This window comes from Actinoplanes sp. CA-015351 (assembly GCF_050955685.1).
In the GTDB taxonomy this organism is placed as follows: domain Bacteria; phylum Actinomycetota; class Actinomycetes; order Mycobacteriales; family Micromonosporaceae; genus Actinoplanes.
In genome coordinates this window covers 1,546,671-1,564,591 of sequence record NZ_CP192102.1, presented here as the reverse complement: position 1 = coordinate 1,564,591, position 17,921 = coordinate 1,546,671, and the positions used below count along the sequence as shown (strand labels likewise).

The window sequence follows — 17,921 nt, the reverse complement described above, 5'->3', positions numbered from 1 at the left end:
TATCAGGTGCTGCTCCAGAACCGCATGAGGTCGAAGCCGAGGGCGTAGAGCCACGGCTCCACGTTGATCAGCCCGGCAAGCCAGTTCACCGCCACGTAGAAGTACTCACCCACCTGCGTCTGCCAGAGCAGCAGGAACAGCAGGAGGAAGCCCCACGGGGCGACGAGGTTCCAGGCGCGCTGGTACGCCGGGCTGAACCACGGCGAGATGATGCTGCCGCCGTCCAGGCCCGGCACCGGGAGGAAGTTGAGCACGCTCGCCGTCACCTGGAGGAACGCGAGCAGCGCCAGAGCCGCCCAGAACTCCAGATGCCCCGAGTCGCTCAAGGTGTATTGACCGGTGACCGTCGGTGCCAGTTCCGGTGCCAGCCCGGCCAGGAACGGCACCGCCACGACCAGCGCGAGGACCACGTTCGTCAGCGGGCCGGCCGCGCTGATCAACGAGTCCTTGAGCCGGCTGCGGATGTACTGATGGTCGATCCAGACCGCACCGCCGGGAAGTCCGATGCCGCCGAGGATCACCACGATCACCGGCAGCACGATCGAGAGCAGCGGGTGGGTGTACTTCAACGGGTTCAGCCGCAGGTAACCCCGGTCGGCCACGCTCAGGTCACCGGAGAAGTAGCCGGTGAGCGCGTGCGCGTACTCGTGCAGGCAGAGCGAGATGATCCAGCCCGAGATCACGAAGAGGAAGACGTCGATCCGGACGTTGCCGAAACTGGTCCAGGTCATCACGCCACTGACCGCGAAGACCGCGACGATCCCGACGAAGACCGGGCTCGGCAGGAAGGCGTTGCGCGGCGTACGCGTATAGACCGGTTCGTAGGTCACGTCAGTCCGCCGGCGTGAGACTCATCTGGTAGTCGACCCGGTCGTCCTCGACCAGCACGACCGTACTGACGCCGGTGGTCTGCAGCTGCCGCCACTCCTGACCGATCCAGGACTCGGCGTCCGCCTGGCTGCTGAACGTCTCGGCGGGTCCTTCGACCGGCTTACCGTCGACGTCCTCGTACCGCCAACTCCACGGCATAAGCCGCCCCCTCACGTCGTCTGCGTCGGTGGGCTTCCACCCTACGGCTTGTCCGCGTGCGGACCGGCTCTAAGGTACGGGGCATGTCCGAAGATCGGTGGAACACGGTCCTGGTGCTCGGCGGAATCCGCTCCGGCAAATCCGCGTTCGCCGAATCCCTGGTGGCAGACGCGCCGTCGGTACGGTACGTCGCTACCGCGATCGGCGGCGAGGACGACCCGGAGTGGCTGGCCCGGATCGAGGCGCACCAGCGCCGGCGTCCGCAGTCGTGGTCGACCGAGGAGACCGGACCCGATCCGACCAGGCTGACAGCGCTGCTCACCGAGGCCGAGCCGGACGAGACGCTGCTCATCGACGACCTCGGCGGCTGGGTCGCGGCGGTGCTGGACCCGGCCCGTCAGCCCAACGACGACGAGGCCGACGTGGCCGCGCTGGCCGAAGCGGTCCGCGCGTGTGTGGCTCGTGTCGTGCTGGTGAGTCCCGAGGTCGGGTTGTCACTGGTGCCGGTGACGCCGGTCGGGCGGGCGTTCGCCGACGCGCTGGGTGTGACGAACCAGGCACTCGCGAGCGCCTGCGACGGCGTGGCGCTCGTGGTGGCCGGGCAGGCGACGTGGCTGAAGCGTGAGACGCCGGCCGAGCGCCCCGCGCCGAAGCCTGAGACGCCGGCCGAGCGCCCCGCGCCGAAGCCGGCGCAGCCGGTGGCAGCCGCAACTCCGGCCCCGCCTGCCCCGCCGGTGCAGACCCCGGTGGTCGTGACACCTGTGGAAGAGCCCGCGGAAGAGCCGGCGGCGAACCTGAGCGCGGCTCTCTCCGGCGCCACCATGACCCTCCCGCTCATCTACTCCGGTCTCACCGAGATCGCCCCCGGCATGGACCTCCCCCTGCCCAGCAGCGAAGCCGGCCCGGACGCCCGGGAACGCCTCGGCACCCTGGACCTGCCCGGCGCCGGCATCGGCGCGCTGGCCGAGGCCGTCGAGTTCGCCGCCGCCACCCAGGACACCACGAAACCCCGCTCCTGGTCCGCGGTCCGCGTCGTGCTGATCGCCGGCGGCCACGCCGGCGACGCCACCGCCGGAAGCGACCTGGCCGACATCGAACGCCGCGTCGCCGAGGCCGAGCAGGGCACCGGTCTGCTCGGCCGGCTCGCCGGTGAGGCCGGCGCCGACATCTCGGTGCTGCGTGCCGGTGCGGCCGGCGCCATCGAGGACGGCCCGGTCACCGGCGACGAGGCGGTCGAGGCCGCGCTGCGCCAGGGCTGGCAGCTCGCCGATGCCGCCGCCGACGCGGGCAAGGACGCGATCGTGCTGGCCGGGCTGGGCGCCGGCCTGGAAGCGGTCGCCACCGCGGTGCTCTCCGCGACGACCGGCGCCGAGCCGGTCGCGATGCTGCCCCGGGTGCTGGTGCCCGGCGCCCGGTACGACGACCACGCCTGGATGGTCCGCTGCGCCGCGGTACGCGACGCCCTGCACCGCATCCGCCAGGAACCCCGTGGCGCGAACGACATCCTGCGCGAACTCGGCGGCCCGGCCCTGGCCGTGGCGACCGGTGTGCTGCTCGGCGCGGCGGCCCGGCGCATCCCGGTGCTGCTGGACGGCCCGCTCGGCATCGCGGCCGGCCTGGTCGCCAGGGACCTGGCGAGCCAGACCCGGCACTGGTGCCTGCTGCCGGAGGCGGGCACGCTCGCCCTGGTGAAGCAGGGCGCCGACGTGCTGGGCCTGACGCCGGTGCTGCGGGTCGGCCTGGACCTGGGCGAGGGTGCCAACGCTCTCGCGGTGCTGCCGGTGTTGCGTACCGCGATCGGTCTGGCCTCGGTCCTTCCGGTGCACCCGGGGATGATGGCGGATCAAGAGGTTGTTTGACGGGCTCCGGCTCGCGATCGCCACGCTGACCGTCCTGCCGCTGCGGGCCAGTCGCTGGGACCGGCCCACGGCCGCCGTGGCGATGTCGCTGGCCCCTCTGGTGGGCGCGATGATCGGCGCGGCTCTTGCGGGCGTCTCCGAGGGTCTCCGGGCGCTCGGATCACCCGCTCTGGTCGCGGCCGGCGTGACGGTCGCGGCCGGCGCGTTGCTGACCCGTGGTCTGCACCTGGACGGCCTGGCCGACACGATGGACGCGCTGGGCTCCTACCGCTCCGGCGACAAAGCCCTAGAAATCATGAAAAAGGCTGACATCGGGCCGTTCGGTGTGGCGGCGGTCGCGACCACCCTGCTGATTCAGGCCGCCGCGCTCACCGAAGCAAGCGCGATCGCCATCATCACCGCCTGGGCCACCGGCCGCCTCGCCATCACGGTTGCCTGCCGCCGAGGCATCCCCGCCGCCCGTCCGGAAGGCCTGGGCGCCACGGTCGCGTCCACTGTGCCGCTTCCGGTGGTCCTGACGGCCGCGGCCGTCGTCGCCGCTCTCGCGACTGCCGCGACACCGGGCCGTCCCTGGCAGGGCCCACTCGCCGTCGCCGCCGCACTCACCGCCGTGGTCCTTCTGGTGCGCCATTGTGTACGCCGATTCGGCGGCGTGACCGGCGACGTCCTCGGAGCAGCCGTCGAGTCGGCCACGACGGTGACCCTGATCGTCCTGACGCTCAGCTGAGGGTCAGCGGACCGACGGGGTGACGAACGGTAGCTTGACCAGCTTCGCCTCGACGCGGCGGCCTCGGATGTCGATCTCGACGACGTCGCCCTCGGACAGGCCCGCCGACGTGTCGAGCAGCGCCAGGGCAATGCCCACCTTCTTCGTCGGCGAGAACGTGCCGCTGGTGGTCTCACCCACTTCGCGCTCCCCGGCGTACACATGCATGTGGCCGCGCGGGATCCCGCGCCCGGTGATCTCCAAACCGGTGAGCCGGCGGCGGGGTCCGGCGGCTTTCTCCGCGATGAGCGCGTCCCGGCCCCAGAAGGCGGGCTTGGTCCAGCCGACTGCCCAGCCGGAGCGGGCCTGCACCGGGGAGATCTCCAGGGAGAGCTCCTGACCGTGCAGCGGGTATCCCATCTCGGTGCGCAGCGTGTCGCGGGCGCCGAGGCCGCAGGGGCGCACGCCGGCGTCGATGAGCGCGTCCCAGACCGCGACGGCGCCGGCTGCCGGGATCACCAGCTCGTAGCCGTGCTCGCCGGTGTATCCGGTGCGGCAGACGATCAGCTCGGCGCCGTTGAGCGTGGCGGTCTCGAACGACATGTAGTCGTGCGCGGTCGGCAGGCCCAGTTTCGCCAGTGCCTCGGCCGACTGCGGGCCCTGCACGGCCAGGACAGCGTGCGAGCGGTGCTCGTCGGTCACGGTGATCCCGTCCGGCGCCGCCTCGACGAGCCGGCGGACGACCTCGGCCGTGTTCGCCGCGTTCGGGATCAGGAAGACGTGGTCGTCGCCGTACAGGTACGCGATCAGGTCGTCCACCACGCCGCCCGACGGGTCGCAGCAGAGTGTGTACTGCGCCTGGCCGGGCTGGATGCGGCCCAGGTCGTTGGTGAGGCAGGAGTTCACGAAATCGGCCGCTCCGGCGCCGCGTACCCGGGCCTTGCCGAGGTGCGAGACGTCGAAGACACCGACGCCTTCGCGAACCGCGGCGTGCTCGCGCAGAACGCCGCCCCCGGCGTACTCGAGCGGCATGTCCCAGCCGCCGAAGGCGGCGAACTTCGCGCCCAGCGCGGCGTGGCGTTCGTGCAGCGGAGAGTGGAGAAGCTCGGCAGACATGAGACTCAACTTACCGGTGACCTTGGGGCTGGTTAGAGTCGCGGGGACAGCTACTTGCTTCCCCACCAGCCGGGAGCGCGCCCACCGGTGGCGCCCGGCCCCGACGTCCCGGAGTGCCCGAGTGACCCAGCCCAGCCTCAGCCTGGTCGACACCGACCCGGCCGAATTGGCGGTCGATGCCATCGTCATCGGCCTGCACAGCCAGCCCGAGGAGGACGGCGCGCTGCTGCCCGCCGCCGGCGCCGAGAGCATCGCCGCGGCGTTCGACGGCAAGCTGACCGCGACGCTGGCTCTGCTCGGCGCGAGCGGCGCCCCCGGTGAGGTGACGAAGCTCGCCACGCTCGGCACGGTCGCCGCGCCCCTGCTGATCGCCGTCGGCCTCGGCAACGAGCCGACCGGCCCCGCCCCCGACCTGGAGACCCTGCGCCGCGGCGCCGGCGCCGCGGTCCGCGCGCTCGCCGGCAGCGGTACGGTCGCGCTGGCCCTGCCGTTCGCCGACGAGGACGCCGCGTCGGTGCTGCGCGCCGTGCTGGAAGGCGCCCTGCTCGGCGGATACCGCTTCGCCGGCTACAAGACCAAGCCGCAGAAGAACCGCCGCGACCCGGTCACCGCGCTCCAGGTGCACGTGCCGGACGCGTCCGACGAGACCGCTCTCGCCGAGGTACGCCGTGCCGAGGTGGTCGCCCGTGCCGTGCGGCTGACCCGCGACTGGGTCAACGAGCCGCCGAACGTGCTGCGCCCGGCCGACTTCGCCGACCGGGTCGTCGCCGAGGCCGAGGGCACCGGCCTCGATGTCGAGGTGCTCGACTTCGACCAGCTCAAGGCCGGTGGTTACGGCGGCATCGTGGCGGTCGGCCAGGGTTCCGAGGCCCCGCCGCGACTGGTGAAACTCACCTACACGCCGGAGGGTGTCACCGACCCGAAACGGGTCGCGCTGGTCGGCAAGGGCATCACGTTCGACACCGGCGGCGTCAGCATCAAGCCGTCGGCCGGCATGTGGGAGATGAAGTCCGACATGGCCGGTGCGGCCGCCGTCGCCTCCGCGATGCTCGCGATCGCCGCGATCAAGCCGGGCGTCGCGGTCTCCGGTTACCTCGCGATCGCCGAGAACATGCCGTCCGGGTCGGCGTACCGGCCGGGTGACGTGATCACCATGTTCAACGGCAAGCGGGTCGAGGTCTTCAACACCGACGCCGAGGGCCGGATGGTGCTCGGTGACGCGATGGCGCGGGCCTGCGCCGACGGCACCGATTACCTGTTCGAGGCGTCCACTCTTACCGGCGGGCAGGTGATCTCGCTGGGCAAGCGGATCGCCGGCCTGATGGGCTCGGACGAGGCGACCGCGCTGGTCGAGGCGGCCGGCGCCGCGGTCGGTGAGCCGGCCTGGCGGATGCCGCTGCCGGACGACGTCCGCAAGGGCATGGAGTCGGAGATCGCCGACATCTGCCAGACGAACGCGAACCTGGACCGGGCCGGCCACATGCTCCAGGGCGGCGTGTTCCTGCGGGAGTTCGTCACCGAGGGTGTCGAGTGGGCGCACATCGACATCGCGGGCCCCAGCTATCACACCGGTGAGGCGAACGGTTACTGGACGAAGGGCGGCACCGGCGTGCCGATCCGCACGTTCCTGGCGATCGTCGACAAGCTCTAGAGACGTTTCTGCCGCTCGTTGTAATCGCGCATCCGCTGCGGGTAGCCCATCAGCTTGACGTCGTAGATCGGCATCGAGAGCTGATGGGCGAACCGCCGGGCGATTTCCGGGGATTCGATCCGGCGCCGGGTCCACTCGCCGTCATGTGCGACAAGCAACACGGTGGTCTCGGTCACTGTGGTCTGCGGTTCGATGAATGCCTCGACACCGCGCCGGGAACGTGCGAATTCCGTAAGATGCTCCAGATCGGCCTGCTTCACCGGCCGCCCACCGGGGCCGCCGGAACCGCGTCGCCGCCGAAACCAAGCCACTGCCCCTCCTCCAGCCGGATCCAGCAAGGGTACGGCGACGCGCCCAGCGTTGGGGCACCTGACTGCATTGACCGGGTCCGCAAGTGACAAGATGTCAGTGACGGGACTGTGACCGTTTCCATTGTGTGACCCACACGGAGACGATGCGACCACTGGAGTCAACGTGAGCCAGCCCAACGGCGGAACCTTCGACATCGTCATTCTCGGCGCCGGCAGCGGTGGGTACGCGGCCGCGTTGCGTGCGGCCGAGCTCAACCTCTCGGTAGCCCTGATCGACAAGTCCGAACTGGGCGGCACCTGCCTGCACCGCGGCTGCATCCCGACAAAGGCGCTGTTGCACGCCGCCGAGATCGCGGACCAGACTCGCGAGAGCGAGCAGTTCGGCGTCAAGGCGGATCTTGTCGGCATCGACATGGCCGGTGTGAACGCGTACAAGGACGGCGTCGTCAGCCGCCTCTACAAGGGCCTCACCGGCCTCCTCGGCCACAACAAGAACATCACGGTCGTCGCCGGCGAGGGCAAGCTCGTCAGCAAGGACACCGTGGAGGTTGCCGGCCAGCGCTACACCGGACGCAACATCATCCTCGGCACCGGCTCCTACTCGCGCTCGCTGCCCGGCCTCGAGGTCGACGGCAAGCGGGTGCTCACCAGCGAGCACGCTCTGAAGCTGGACCGCGTACCGACCTCGGCGATCGTGCTGGGCGGCGGCGTGATCGGCTGCGAGTTCGCCAGCGTCTGGAAGTCGTTCGGCGCCGACGTCACCATCATCGAGGCCCTGCCCCGGCTGGTCGCCGCCGAGGACGAGGACATCTCGAAGCAGGTCGAGCGCGCCTTCCGCAAGCGGAAGATCAACTTCAAGGTCGGCAAGCCGTTCGAGAAGGTCGAGAACACCGAGAACGGTGTGAAGGTGACCATCGCCGGCGGCGAGACCATCGAGGCCGAGGTTCTCCTGGTCGCGGTCGGCCGCGGCCCGGTCACCGCCAACCTTGGGTACGAGCAGCAGGGCATCACCCTCGACCGCGGCTTCGTGATCGTCGACGAGCGTCTGCGGACCGGCGTCGGCAACATCTACGCCGTCGGCGACATCGTGCCCGGCCTGCAGCTCGCACACCGCGGCTTCCAGCAGGGCATCTTCGTCGCCGAGGAGATCGCCGGCCTGAACCCGGCCGTGATCGACGAGGCCGGCATCCCGCGCGTCACCTACTCCGACCCCGAGGTGGCCTCGATGGGCCTCACCGAGGCGAAGGCCAAGGAGAAGTACGGCGCGGACAAGATCTCGTCGTACAACTACAACCTCGGCGGCAACGGCAAGAGCCAGATCCTGAAGACCGCGGGCTTCGTGAAGCTGGTCCGGGTCAACGAGGGCCCGGTCGTCGGCATCCACATGGTCGGCGCCCGGATGGGTGAGCTCGTCGGCGAGGCGCAGCTCATCTACAACTGGGAAGCCTTCCCCGAGGAGGTCGCCCAGCTCGTACACGCCCACCCGACGCAGAACGAGGCGCTGGGCGAGGCCTTCCTCGCGCTCGCGGGCAAGCCCCTGCACGCGCACAGCTGATCTGCACCGTTCATCGCTTTAGGGAGTTTGGGGAAAAATGCCGGTATCGGTAACCATGCCGCGGCTGGGAGAGAGTGTCACCGAGGGCACCGTCACCCGCTGGCTCAAGCAGGAGGGCGAGCGGGTCGAGGCGGACGAGCCGCTGCTCGAGGTCTCCACGGACAAGGTCGACACCGAGATCCCGTCGCCAGCGGCGGGCGTGCTGACCCGGATCGTGGTGGGCGAGGACGAGACCGCCGACGTCGGCAGCGAGCTCGCTGTCATCGCCGGTGACGGCGAGGACGCCGGCGAGTCCGCTTCCGCACCGGCCCAGCAGCAGGAGGCTGAGCCGGAACCGGAGCCCGCCGCTCTCGACACCCCGTCGACCGAGAAGCCGGTCGAGGAGGAGGCCCCTGCCCCGCAGACGGCCGCTCCCGCCGCCGGTGGCTCCGCCGAGGGCACCGCGGTCAAGATGCCCGCGCTCGGTGAGAGCGTCACCGAGGGCACCGTGACCCGCTGGCTCAAGCAGGTCGGCGAGACCATCGAGGTCGACGAGCCGCTGCTCGAGGTCTCCACCGACAAGGTCGACACCGAGATCCCGTCGCCCGTCGCCGGCACCGTCCTGGAGATCAAGGTCGCCGAGGACGAGACCGCCGACGTCGGCGCCGAACTCGCCATCATCGGTACGCCGGGCGCCGCGCCCGCGTCGGCTCCCGCCGAGTCGACGCCCGCGCCCGCCGCCGAGCCGAAGCCCGAGCCCAAGCCCAAGCCCGAGCCGAAGCAGGAGGCGCCGGCGCAGCCCGCGCCTCAGCCGCGGATCGAGTCGGCCCCGGCCCCTCAGGTGGCTCCGGCCTCCGAGGCCAAGCCGGCCACCCCGGCACCGTCTCAGCCGGCCGCTCCGGCCGCCGAGACGGTCAAGTCGAACGGCGCCGGCGACGCCGGTTACGTGACGCCGCTGGTCCGCAAGCTGGCCGCCGAGAAGGGCGTGGACCTGTCCGCGCTCGCCGGCACCGGCGTCGGCGGCCGCATCCGCAAGCAGGACGTGCTGGACGCCGCTGAGAAGGCCGCTGCCGCCAAGGCCGCTGCCGCCGCTCCGGCGCCGGCTGCCGCCCCGGCCGCTGCCACGTCGGCCGCCACCAAGGCCGCCCCGGCCAAGGCGGAGCCCAGCCCGCTGCGTGGCCGCACCGAGAAGCTGACCCGCATCCGCGCCACGATCGCCCGGCGCATGGTCGAGTCGCTGCAGGTCTCGGCGCAGCTCACCACGGTCGTCGAGGTGGACGTCACCAAGATCGCCAACCTGCGGAACAAGGCGAAGGCCGACTTCCAGGCCAAGCACGGCGTGAAGCTCACCTTCCTGCCGTTCTTCGCCCTGGCCACGGTCGAGGCGCTGCAGCAGCACCCGGTGGTCAACTCCTCGATCGACGTCGAGGCCGGCACGGTCACCTACCACGGCTCGGAGCACCTGGGCATCGCGGTGGACGCGCCGAAGGGCCTGGTCGTCCCGGTCATCAAGGAAGCCGGCGACCTGAACCTTGCCGGGCTCTCCAAGCGGATCGCGGACCTCGCGGACCGGACCCGCAACAACAAGATCGGCCCGGACGAGATCGGCGGCGGCACCTTCACGCTGACCAACACCGGCAGCCGGGGTGCGCTCTTCGACACCCCGATCATCAACCAGCCGCAGGTCGGCATCCTCGGCCTCGGCGCGGTCGTCAAGCGGCCCGTGATCGTGAACGACCCGGAGCTCGGCGAGATCATCGCGCCGCGCTCGATGGTCTACCTCGCGCTCAGCTACGACCACCGGATCGTGGACGGTGCCGACGCGGCCCGCTTCCTCGGCACGCTCAAGGAGCGGCTGGAAGGCGGCCACTTCGAGGCCGACCTCGGTCTGTAACAGCACATGTGACCGGGGGCACGCCGAAAGGTGTGCCCCCGGTTTGTTTTGCGGTGAGAGATCTTCGGGAAAGAATCAGTACATGCGGATCGTCATGGCGGGTGCCTCAGGCTTCCTCGGCACCAGGCTCGTGGACCGGCTGCGCCAGAGCGGCCACGACGTCACCCGGTTGGTACGCCGACCGGCACAGAGTCCCGACGAGGCCACCTGGGACCCCGCGCAGGGCCGGCTGGACCTCTCGGTGCTGGCCGGCGCCGACGCGGTGATCAACCTGGCCGGGGCGAACATCGGCGACCACCGCTGGACAGCGCGCTACAAGCGGGTCCTGCGCGACAGCCGGCTCAACACCACCGGCACCATCGCGCGCACCCTCAAACAGCTTCCGGAGGCCGATCGCCCCCGCACCCTGCTCCAGTCCTCAGCCACCGGCTGGTACGGCGAGACCGGCGAACAGGCGGTCACCGAGGACGCCTCGGCCGGCTCCACCTTCCTGGCCGACCTGTGCCGGGTCTGGGAAGCCGCCGCCCGTCCCGCCGAGGACGCCGGTGTCCGGGTGGTGCTGCTGCGTACCGCGCCGGCCATCGATGCGAGTGGCTCGCTGGTCAAGCCGCTGCTGCTGCCGTTCAAGATGGGCGCGGGTGCCCGGATCGGCGGCGGGCAGCAGTGGATGGCCTGGGTGGCGCTCGCCGACTGGCTCAACGCGGCCGAGTTCCTGCTGGAACGCGAGGACGTGGCCGGCCCGGTCAACATCGTCGCGCCCAACCCGGTCCGCAACATCGACTTCACCAAGGCCTTCGCCCGGACGCTGAACCGGCCGGCCCTGCTGGCGGTGCCCGGCCCGGCGCTGGACCTGGTTCTCGGCGAGCTCGCCGGTGAGGCTCAGCGCAGCCAGCGGATCCTGCCGGGAGTGCTGTCCGGCGCCGGTTTCGCGTGGGCGTACCCGACGATCGAGGGTGCTCTGGCGGCCGCGCTGCGACCCGATCACGCAACGGTTACCTGAGCGTTGGCCATGAAGGCGGTGATGGCCCCCTGATTGCGGGGTCACTCTTGCTAACCTGCCGCTGATGTCCGTAACCGCCCCCGCCCCCGCCGCGTCCGCCGATCCCCCGTCCGATTCCGCGGCGTCACCGCCGAGATCTCGGCCGTGGCGTGCGCATCTGACCGTCGCCGTGATCGCCCTGTCCCTCGCCGTCTATGTGACGAGCGGGCTGTGGCGCGCGCCGTACCAGCATGTCCTCTCCGACAACGTCGGTGACCAGGCGTGGTTCGAGTGGCTGCTGGGCTACGGCGTCTACATGCTGAGCAACGGGGCCAACCCGTACTTCACCGACATGATGAACGCGCCGCTCGGGGTGAACCTCGCGGCGAACACATCGATCACGGTGTACTCGGTTCTCTTCGCGCCGCTGACCCATGTGGCCGGGCCGCAGGTCACGTTCGTGACGATCCTCACGCTCAACCTGGCCGGGTCGGCGTTAGCGTGGCACCTGTTCTTCCGCCGCTGGCTCGCGGTGAGCCCGATCGCCGCCGGGCTGGCCGGTCTGTTCTGCGGGTTCGCGCCCGGCTTCGTCTCGCATGCGAACGGTCACCTGAACTGGTCGGCCGGCTGGGTCGCCCCGTTCGTGCTGTGGCGGGTGATGAAACTGCGCGAGGAGGGCCGCTGGCTGCGTAACGGCCTGCTGCTCGGCGTCTGCCTCGCGGTCGGCTTCTCGATCGCGCCGGAGGGCCTGTTCTTCACCGCGATCGCGAGCGGCGTGTTCATCGCCGTGTGGTCGCTCGCCAAGGCGGTCAAGCACGAGGCGATCGCCGCGGTCCGGACGGTCTTGAAAGCCCTCGGTGTGGCCGCCACGGTGGCCGGGGCGCTGCTGGCGTACCCGCTCTACATGCACTTCGCCGGGCCGCAGTCGTTCTCCGGCACCGGCTTCAACCAGCGGTACTTCGTCGAGGACGTGGCGGCTTACCTGGCCTTCCCGAGCCGGTCGGTGGCGGCGCTGTTCGGACTCGGCTCCGAGCTCGGCCCCAATCGGACCGAGGAGACGTCCTTTTTCGGCGTACCGTTGCTGATCTTGATGCTTGTCGCTTTTGTGATCCTCTGGCGGCGGGCGGAGCCCGGTCGCCGTGCCACGCTGCGCGCGGTCGGCGTGACCGGTGCGGTGTTCCTGGTGCTCTCCTGGGGCCCGCGGCTGAACTGGATGGGCGCTGAGCTGCCGATCCCGCTCCCCTACGCCGCGCTCGCCTACGTGCCGCTGTTCGACTCGGCGCTGCCGCTGCGGTTCGCGCTCGCCCTGGTCGGCGTTTTCGGCATCCTGCTCGCGTTCCTGGTCGACGATCTGCTGCGCGGCCGGGAAACCAAGAACACCCGGATCGGCCTCTGGGCGGCCATCGCGGTGAGCCTCATCCCGATCTTCCCCCTTCCGGTACGCGTCCAGGACCGCGCCACCGAGCCGGACTTCATCGCGAACGGCACCTGGCAGCAGTACGTCAGCGAGGGCGGCGTGCTGACCGCGTTGCCGTTCGCGCTGAACGTGCACGCGGACGGGCAGCGCTGGCAGGCGTACACGATGGCCCGTGGCGGCGCGCAGTTCCGGATCCCGGACGGATACTTCCTCGGCCCGATGACCACGGGCGAGGAGGGCCGCAAGCAGATGGGCCGGATCGGCGCCCCGCCGCTCGCCACCGACTGGCTGTTCACCCGGGCGGCGCTCTATGGGTACGTTCCACGGCTCACCAACGCCGATCGGGAACGCGCCCGGTCCGACCTCGCGTACTGGGATGTCGAAGCGATCTTCCTGGCCGACGAGATCACCGGGTCGGACCACAAGATCCTGTTCCGGGAAGCCGTGAAGACGGCCGCGATCCAGCTGTTCGGCGAGCCCGAGCGGGTCGACGACGTGCTCCTGTGGCGCATCCGCCCCGGGGTCGACCCGGTCGACCAGTGAGTAGTCTGAAGGCTGTGACTACTGATGTGCTGACCGTCCTCCGACCCGGTCTGGTCGATTACGTCCAGGCGTGGGAAGAGCAGAAGCGTGTCCACGAGGCTGTCGCCGACGGTTCCCGGCCGGACACGATCCTGCTGCTGGAGCACCCGAGCGTCTACACCGCGGGCAAACGCACCGAGGCCACCGACCGGCCGTTCGACGGCACCCCCGTCGTCGACGTCGACCGCGGCGGCAAGATCACCTGGCACGGTCCGGGCCAGCTGGTGGGTTACCCCATCCTGAAGCTGCCGGACCCGGTCGACGTGGTCGCCTACGTCCGCCGCACCGAGCAGCTGCTGATCGACGTGTGCGCCGAGTTCGGCGTCACCGCGGAACGGGTCGAGGGCCGCAGCGGCGCCTGGGTCAAAGCCACCGACGGCGGCCTCGACCGCAAGATTGCCCAGATCGGCATCCGCGTCGCCCGTGGCGTGACCCTGCACGGCTTCGCGCTGAACTGCGACTGCGACCTGCAGAACTTCAACAACTTCATCCCGTGCGGCATCCGCGACGCCGGCGTGACCTCGCTGAGCGCCGAGCTCGGCCGCCCGATCACGGTGGCCGAGGTGCTGCCGGTCGTCGAGCGGCACTTGCCTACGCTGTTCTGATGGCTCTTTACCGCGATCCCCGTGACAAGCGGGTCTTCGTCCCGAAACAGGGTGGTGGGGTGGCGCTGAACTTCGGCCACCCCGTCGCCTGGACGATCCTGGTCATCACCACAATCGTCCCGTTCACCATCGTCGCCGTGGTAACCCTCGCCGTAATCCTCTAGCCCCTGCTCGGCGCGCACCACCCCAGCCCGAGCCACCCCAGCCCGCACCGCCCGCACCACCTCGCCGCCCGCACCGCCGCACCGCCGCACCGCCCGCACCGCCGCACCGCCTCGCCGCACCGCCTCGCCGCCCGCACTGCCTCGCCGCCCGCGCCACCCGCCGCCCAACGCGCGACCCGCGCTGCCATCGCCGCCCGTCGCGCTGCCCGCAGCCTGCGCCGCCACTCGCTCAACCGCTCTTGATCTTGTGAGTTTGGGCCGTCGAGCTGACCACTCGGGTTTCGCCAATTGTGGAGCGGTAGCGGGTTCGGGGCGACGTGGCGGCGTGGCGGTTTCTCGGTGCGAGGCGCCGCTCGGAGATCTTGTGCGGTTCGGCCGGCCGCCCGACCACAAGTGCACGAGTTTGCGGGACGGCCTTCCGTGGCGCGACGATTTCGGGCGATCTGGCGGCTTTGTGGTAACGCTCTGTTCTGCCACCACAGCGGCGAACAGTGCCGAATCTTGAAACTCGTGGGTGTTCTATGCCCTCTGGTCAGTCCCAAGCTTCGGCCAACGCGGTGCTTCGCGGTTTCCGACGTGGTGAACGCGATGCTTCACGGTTCCGACGTGGTGAACGCGGTGGCTTCGCGGTTTTCGACCTGGAGGACGCGGTGCGTCGCCGATCTTGTGGAGTTCGGCGAACCGTTTGCGTGTAACTCCGCAAGATCGGCCGGGCCTTTTCGATCTTGTGAAGTTGTGCGGACACGTCTCCGGGGAAGTCCACAAGATTCAAGCCTAGCGGCGCGGGAACGGCGCGGGACGGCACGGGGCCGAGCACGCGACGGCACGGGCCGGCGCAGGACAGAGCATGGAAACTCGGTGGGTGGCATGCTGCCGGCCGCAGGGCGCCGTCGAATCTTGTTGAGCGAGCGGGCGCCCCCACCGAGTGGCGGCGCCCGCTCACGCTCAAGATCTGATCCGGCTGGCTGCCGCTGCTGCTCCGCCCACCTTGTGACAGCACTCAGCGCCAGCCAGACCACCCGGTCCTCAGCCAGACCACCCGGTCCTCAGCCAGACCACCCGGTCCTCAGCCAGACCACCCGGTCCTCAGCCAGACCACCCGGTCCTCAGCCAGACCACCCGGTCCTCAGCCAGACCACCCGGTCCTCAGCCGAACCACCCGGTCCTCAGCCGAACGCTTACCAGGGGCAGCGGTGCCGGCCCGGTTTGTCCGGCCTCGGTTACCCGTACCCAAGAGAAAGGGTCAGGGGGCGAGCCGCTGCAGGTCGCGGGGGAAGGCAGTCACCTCGCGCACGTTGGCGGCGCCGACCAGACGTGCGACCAGGCGTTCCAGGCCGATCGCCCACCCGCCGTGCGGTGGCATGCCATAACGGAAGCCGTCGAGGTAGCCGCGATAGGGCTCCAAGGACTCACCCTCGAGCGCCTTCAGATAGTCCTCGTAACGATGCAGCCGCTGGCCGCCGGTGACGATTTCCAGGCCGCGGAAGAGCAGGTCGAAGCCGTTCGAATACCGAGGGTCGGCGGAGGGATGTGTGTAGAACGGCCGTTTGCGCATCGGATAGCCGGTCACGTAGACGAACTCGGAACCGTGCTCGCGCAGCGCCCATTCGCCGAGGGCACGCTCGTGTGCCGGGGCGAGGTCCGGCTCGTCCGCGGGCGCGCCGGCGATGCGCAACGCGTCGGCGAAATGCACCGCCGGGATCTCGGCCGGAACCGGCGGAGGCACGAAGCCGGTCCGCTGCGTGACCTCCTCGAACATCCCGGCGAGGGTGTCGCGCAGAGCGGCCATGACGTCGCGGTGGTCGGTGATGAAACCCATCTCGGCGTCGAGCGAGGTGTACTGCGCGAGGTGCCGCGCCGTGTCGCTCGGCTCGGCCCGGAACACCGGCCCGACCTCGAAGACCCGCTCGAAGACGCCGACCATGAGTTGCTTGTAGAACTGCGGCGACTGCGCCAGATATCCGGGCCGTCCGAAGTAGTCCAGTTCGAACACGTTCGCACCGGACTCGGTCGCCGACTCGACGATCTTCGGCGTCTGGATCTCGACGAACCGCTGCGCTTCCAATGCCTTGCGGAACCCGGCGGTCGCGGCGGCGGCGATTCGCAGGTTCCGCGCCCGCGTCGGATGCCGCAACGCGAGCGCGGCATGGTCCAGCTGGGCGGGAAGGCCCGCGCTCAGCGCGGGTCGATGCAGTTCAAACGGCAGGGGTACGTCGACACGGCTCAAAACCGTGATCTCAGGGCTGGTCAGTTCGACGCCACCGGGTGCCTGCTCGTTGGCGGTGACCACGGCCGTCACTTCGACGACGCTGCCCTCGGTGAGCTGCTCCGACGCCTCCGTCATGATCACTTGGCTGAACCCGGCGGCGTCGCGGACGATCAGGAACGCCACCTTCTTCAGCTGCCGTACTCGATGGACCCAGCCGGCGATGGTGACTTTTTCGCCGGTGCGGGCCGTCAGTTCGGTGGAGAGGATGCGTTGCATGGCGGGGTACCTCCTCTAAGTGCTGCAACGCGGCCCCAGGGAGGTGTGGGCGAGCGGGATCCTCGCGGTGCCACCACACCTTCACGCCCGCTTCAGGCGGGCGCCTCTTGTGTTACCCGGCTCAGGGGTGTCTTCGCGCTCCCGGCGCACGGGCCACCATCACAGCTGTCGGTGGCTCTCTCGGCCGGCGTCCCGGGGCGGTACTCGGTCCCATCACTGCCGTGACGAGAAGGTTAACGGGGCACTTACAAGGGCGCATCCGATTTTGCTGCGCTTACCGTGATCGCTCTCACAGAAACGGCCACGTGAGCCTCGTCGCCCACGCGATACGCCCGGCTGTCTCGGGCGTAATCTCGGGTTGTGACTATTGCTCCCGAGGGCCGCCGCATGCTGCGCATCGAGGCGCGCAACGCCGAAACTCCCATCGAGCGGAAGCCGCCGTGGATCAAAGTCAAGGCGAAGATGGGGCCTGAATACACGCAGATGCGTGGCCTCGTGCAGAAAGAGGGCCTGCACACGGTCTGCCAGGAAGCCGGCTGTCCCAACATCTACGAGTGCTGGGAAGACCGCGAGGCCACCTTCCTGATCGGCGGTGACCAGTGCACCCGCCGCTGTGACTTCTGCCAGATCGACACCGGCAAGCCGGCCGAGTTCGACGCCGACGAGCCCCGCCGCGTCGGCGAGTCCGTCGCCACGATGGGCCTGCGGTACGCCACGGTCACCGGCGTGGCTCGCGACGATCTGCCCGACGGTGGCGCCTGGCTCTATGCGGAGACCGTCCGCCAGATCCACAAGCTCCAGCCGGGCTGTGGCGTCGAGCTGCTGATCCCCGACTTCAACGCGGACCCGACGCAGCTCGCCGAGGTCTTCGGCTCAGCGCCCGAGGTGCTCGCGCACAACGTCGAGACGGTGCCGCGCATCTTCAAGCGGATCCGTCCCGGCTTCCGCTACGAACGCTCCCTCGACGTGATCACCCAGGCCCGCAAGGCCGAGCTGGTCACCAAGAGCAACCTGATCCTGGGCATGGGCGAGGAACGCTCCGAGATCTCGGCGGCGCTGCGCGACCTGCACGCGGCCGGCTGCGAGCTGATCACCATCACGCAATATCTGCGGCCCACCCCCCGCCACCACCCGGTCGAGCGCTGGGTGAAGCCGGAGGAGTTCGTCGAGCTGCGCGAGGAGGCCGAGCAGATCGGCTTCGCCGGCGTGATGAGCGGGCCGCTGGTTCGTTCGTCGTACCGGGCGGGCCGGCTCTACAAGCAGGCCCTCGACGCCCGAGGCTGACGCCCTCTCTCACCGAGTCACACGAATGCCCTGGTCGCCGCGAGGCTTCCAGGGCATTCGTCACTTCTTCTTCGACTTCTTGCCCTTCTTACCGGAGCCGGCGCCGGCCGGGCTCGGTGCGACCATCGGCATCAGCTGGTTCGCGAAGATCAGCAGGAACGGGGCGACCCAGGCCCACCAGGGCACAGCGGAGTCCGGCCCGAACAGGCTTTCAACCACCTGGTACGTCATGTCGAGAGCGTTGTCCACGATCGGCCTCCGAAGGGGTGAAGGGCTTCAGCCCTATGTATCGGAGGTCACCCGGC

At 70.0% G+C, this 17,921-nt stretch carries 16 protein-coding genes; 10 read left to right on the top strand and 6 right to left on the bottom strand.

Annotated features, from left to right (window positions below; translation table 11 throughout):
- Positions 1-2: 2 nt before the first annotated feature.
- The gene (locus tag ACQP2E_RS07220; RefSeq protein ID WP_433829120.1) at positions 3-830 is read right to left on the bottom strand and encodes a site-2 protease family protein; all 828 of its coding nucleotides are present in this window, start codon (positions 828-830) and stop codon (positions 3-5) included.
- A 1-nt stretch (position 831) separates the two neighbouring features.
- Positions 832-1,029, bottom strand: coding sequence for a hypothetical protein (locus tag ACQP2E_RS07215; RefSeq protein ID WP_111648879.1), 198 nt, complete (start codon positions 1,027-1,029; stop codon positions 832-834).
- A gap of 83 nt (positions 1,030-1,112) precedes the next feature.
- Between ACQP2E_RS07215 and ACQP2E_RS07210 the strand changes: the two genes are divergently transcribed.
- Positions 1,113-2,888, top strand: a complete 1,776-nt coding sequence (locus ACQP2E_RS07210; RefSeq protein ID WP_433829117.1) for a bifunctional adenosylcobinamide kinase/adenosylcobinamide-phosphate guanylyltransferase — start codon at positions 1,113-1,115, stop codon at positions 2,886-2,888.
- Positions 2,872-3,615 (top strand): adenosylcobinamide-GDP ribazoletransferase, encoded by a 744-nt coding sequence (gene cobS / locus ACQP2E_RS07205; protein ID WP_433833804.1) that lies wholly within the window; start codon positions 2,872-2,874, stop codon positions 3,613-3,615. Before ACQP2E_RS07210 ends, cobS begins: the two co-directional genes overlap by 17 nt.
- 3 nt (positions 3,616-3,618) lie before the next feature.
- Here the strand turns inward: cobS and gcvT are convergent, their stop codons facing one another.
- Positions 3,619-4,710: a glycine cleavage system aminomethyltransferase GcvT gene (gcvT, locus tag ACQP2E_RS07200; RefSeq protein WP_433829115.1), complete on the bottom strand. Its 1,092-nt coding sequence runs from the start codon at positions 4,708-4,710 to the stop codon at positions 3,619-3,621.
- Between the two features lie 121 nt (positions 4,711-4,831).
- Between gcvT and ACQP2E_RS07195 the strand changes: the two genes are divergently transcribed.
- Positions 4,832-6,361, top strand: coding sequence for a leucyl aminopeptidase (locus ACQP2E_RS07195; protein ID WP_433829113.1), 1,530 nt, complete (start codon positions 4,832-4,834; stop codon positions 6,359-6,361).
- Here ACQP2E_RS07195 and ACQP2E_RS07190 read toward each other — a convergent pair.
- Complete coding sequence (locus ACQP2E_RS07190) at positions 6,358-6,672, bottom strand: hypothetical protein (RefSeq protein ID WP_433829111.1); 315 nt, start codon at positions 6,670-6,672, stop codon at positions 6,358-6,360. The genes ACQP2E_RS07195 and ACQP2E_RS07190 overlap by 4 nt on opposite strands.
- A gap of 163 nt (positions 6,673-6,835) precedes the next feature.
- Here ACQP2E_RS07190 and lpdA point away from each other — a divergent pair, with 163 nt between their 5' ends.
- From lpdA to ACQP2E_RS07160, 6 genes are all read left to right on the top strand, one after another.
- Positions 6,836-8,227, top strand: coding sequence for a dihydrolipoyl dehydrogenase (gene lpdA / locus ACQP2E_RS07185; RefSeq protein WP_433829109.1), 1,392 nt, complete (start codon positions 6,836-6,838; stop codon positions 8,225-8,227).
- A gap of 37 nt (positions 8,228-8,264) precedes the next feature.
- Positions 8,265-10,100, top strand: a complete 1,836-nt coding sequence (gene sucB, locus ACQP2E_RS07180) for a 2-oxoglutarate dehydrogenase, E2 component, dihydrolipoamide succinyltransferase (RefSeq protein WP_433829107.1) — start codon at positions 8,265-8,267, stop codon at positions 10,098-10,100.
- Between the two features lie 82 nt (positions 10,101-10,182).
- Entirely contained in the window at positions 10,183-11,100 is a 918-nt protein-coding gene (locus ACQP2E_RS07175; RefSeq protein ID WP_433829105.1) for a TIGR01777 family oxidoreductase, read from the top strand.
- A 64-nt stretch (positions 11,101-11,164) separates the two neighbouring features.
- Positions 11,165-13,039: a DUF2079 domain-containing protein gene (locus ACQP2E_RS07170; RefSeq protein WP_433829103.1), complete on the top strand. Its 1,875-nt coding sequence runs from the start codon at positions 11,165-11,167 to the stop codon at positions 13,037-13,039.
- Between the two features lie 14 nt (positions 13,040-13,053).
- Positions 13,054-13,683 carry a lipoyl(octanoyl) transferase LipB gene (gene lipB / locus ACQP2E_RS07165; protein ID WP_433829101.1) on the top strand — a complete coding sequence of 210 codons (630 nt, stop codon included), beginning with the start codon at positions 13,054-13,056 and terminating at the stop codon, positions 13,681-13,683.
- Entirely contained in the window at positions 13,683-13,847 is a 165-nt protein-coding gene (locus ACQP2E_RS07160; RefSeq protein WP_433829099.1) for a peptide ABC transporter substrate-binding protein, read from the top strand. The genes lipB and ACQP2E_RS07160 overlap by 1 nt, the downstream gene beginning before the upstream one ends.
- Before the next feature lie 1,243 nt (positions 13,848-15,090).
- Here ACQP2E_RS07160 and aspS read toward each other — a convergent pair.
- The gene (gene aspS / locus ACQP2E_RS07155; RefSeq protein WP_433829097.1) at positions 15,091-16,332 is read right to left on the bottom strand and encodes an aspartate--tRNA(Asn) ligase; all 1,242 of its coding nucleotides are present in this window, start codon (positions 16,330-16,332) and stop codon (positions 15,091-15,093) included.
- Between the two features lie 387 nt (positions 16,333-16,719).
- Here aspS and lipA point away from each other — a divergent pair, with 387 nt between their 5' ends.
- Entirely contained in the window at positions 16,720-17,616 is an 897-nt protein-coding gene (gene lipA, locus ACQP2E_RS07150) for a lipoyl synthase (RefSeq protein ID WP_111648892.1), read from the top strand.
- A 60-nt stretch (positions 17,617-17,676) separates the two neighbouring features.
- Here lipA and ACQP2E_RS07145 read toward each other — a convergent pair whose 3' ends face one another.
- A complete protein-coding gene (locus tag ACQP2E_RS07145; protein ID WP_433829095.1) occupies positions 17,677-17,865 on the bottom strand; it encodes a hypothetical protein in 189 nt (62 codons plus the stop codon).
- Positions 17,866-17,921 lie beyond the last annotated feature (56 nt).

What these genes read in the sequence shown, in the direction of transcription:
- ACQP2E_RS07215 (WP_111648879.1), bottom strand. Translation starts at nt 1,029, where the DNA reads ATGCCGTGGAGTTGGCGGTACGAGGACGTCGACGGTAAGCCGGTCGAA.
- ACQP2E_RS07210 (WP_433829117.1), top strand. Translation starts at nt 1,113, where the DNA reads ATGTCCGAAGATCGGTGGAACACGGTCCTGGTGCTCGGCGGAATCCGC.
- gcvT (WP_433829115.1), bottom strand. Translation starts at nt 4,710, where the DNA reads ATGTCTGCCGAGCTTCTCCACTCTCCGCTGCACGAACGCCACGCCGCG.
- sucB (WP_433829107.1), top strand. Translation starts at nt 8,265, where the DNA reads ATGCCGGTATCGGTAACCATGCCGCGGCTGGGAGAGAGTGTCACCGAG.
- ACQP2E_RS07175 (WP_433829105.1), top strand. Translation starts at nt 10,183, where the DNA reads ATGCGGATCGTCATGGCGGGTGCCTCAGGCTTCCTCGGCACCAGGCTC.
- ACQP2E_RS07170 (WP_433829103.1), top strand. Translation starts at nt 11,165, where the DNA reads ATGTCCGTAACCGCCCCCGCCCCCGCCGCGTCCGCCGATCCCCCGTCC.
- ACQP2E_RS07160 (WP_433829099.1), top strand. Translation starts at nt 13,683, where the DNA reads ATGGCTCTTTACCGCGATCCCCGTGACAAGCGGGTCTTCGTCCCGAAA.
- aspS (WP_433829097.1), bottom strand. Translation starts at nt 16,332, where the DNA reads ATGCAACGCATCCTCTCCACCGAACTGACGGCCCGCACCGGCGAAAAA.
- lipA (WP_111648892.1), top strand. Translation starts at nt 16,720, where the DNA reads ATGCTGCGCATCGAGGCGCGCAACGCCGAAACTCCCATCGAGCGGAAG.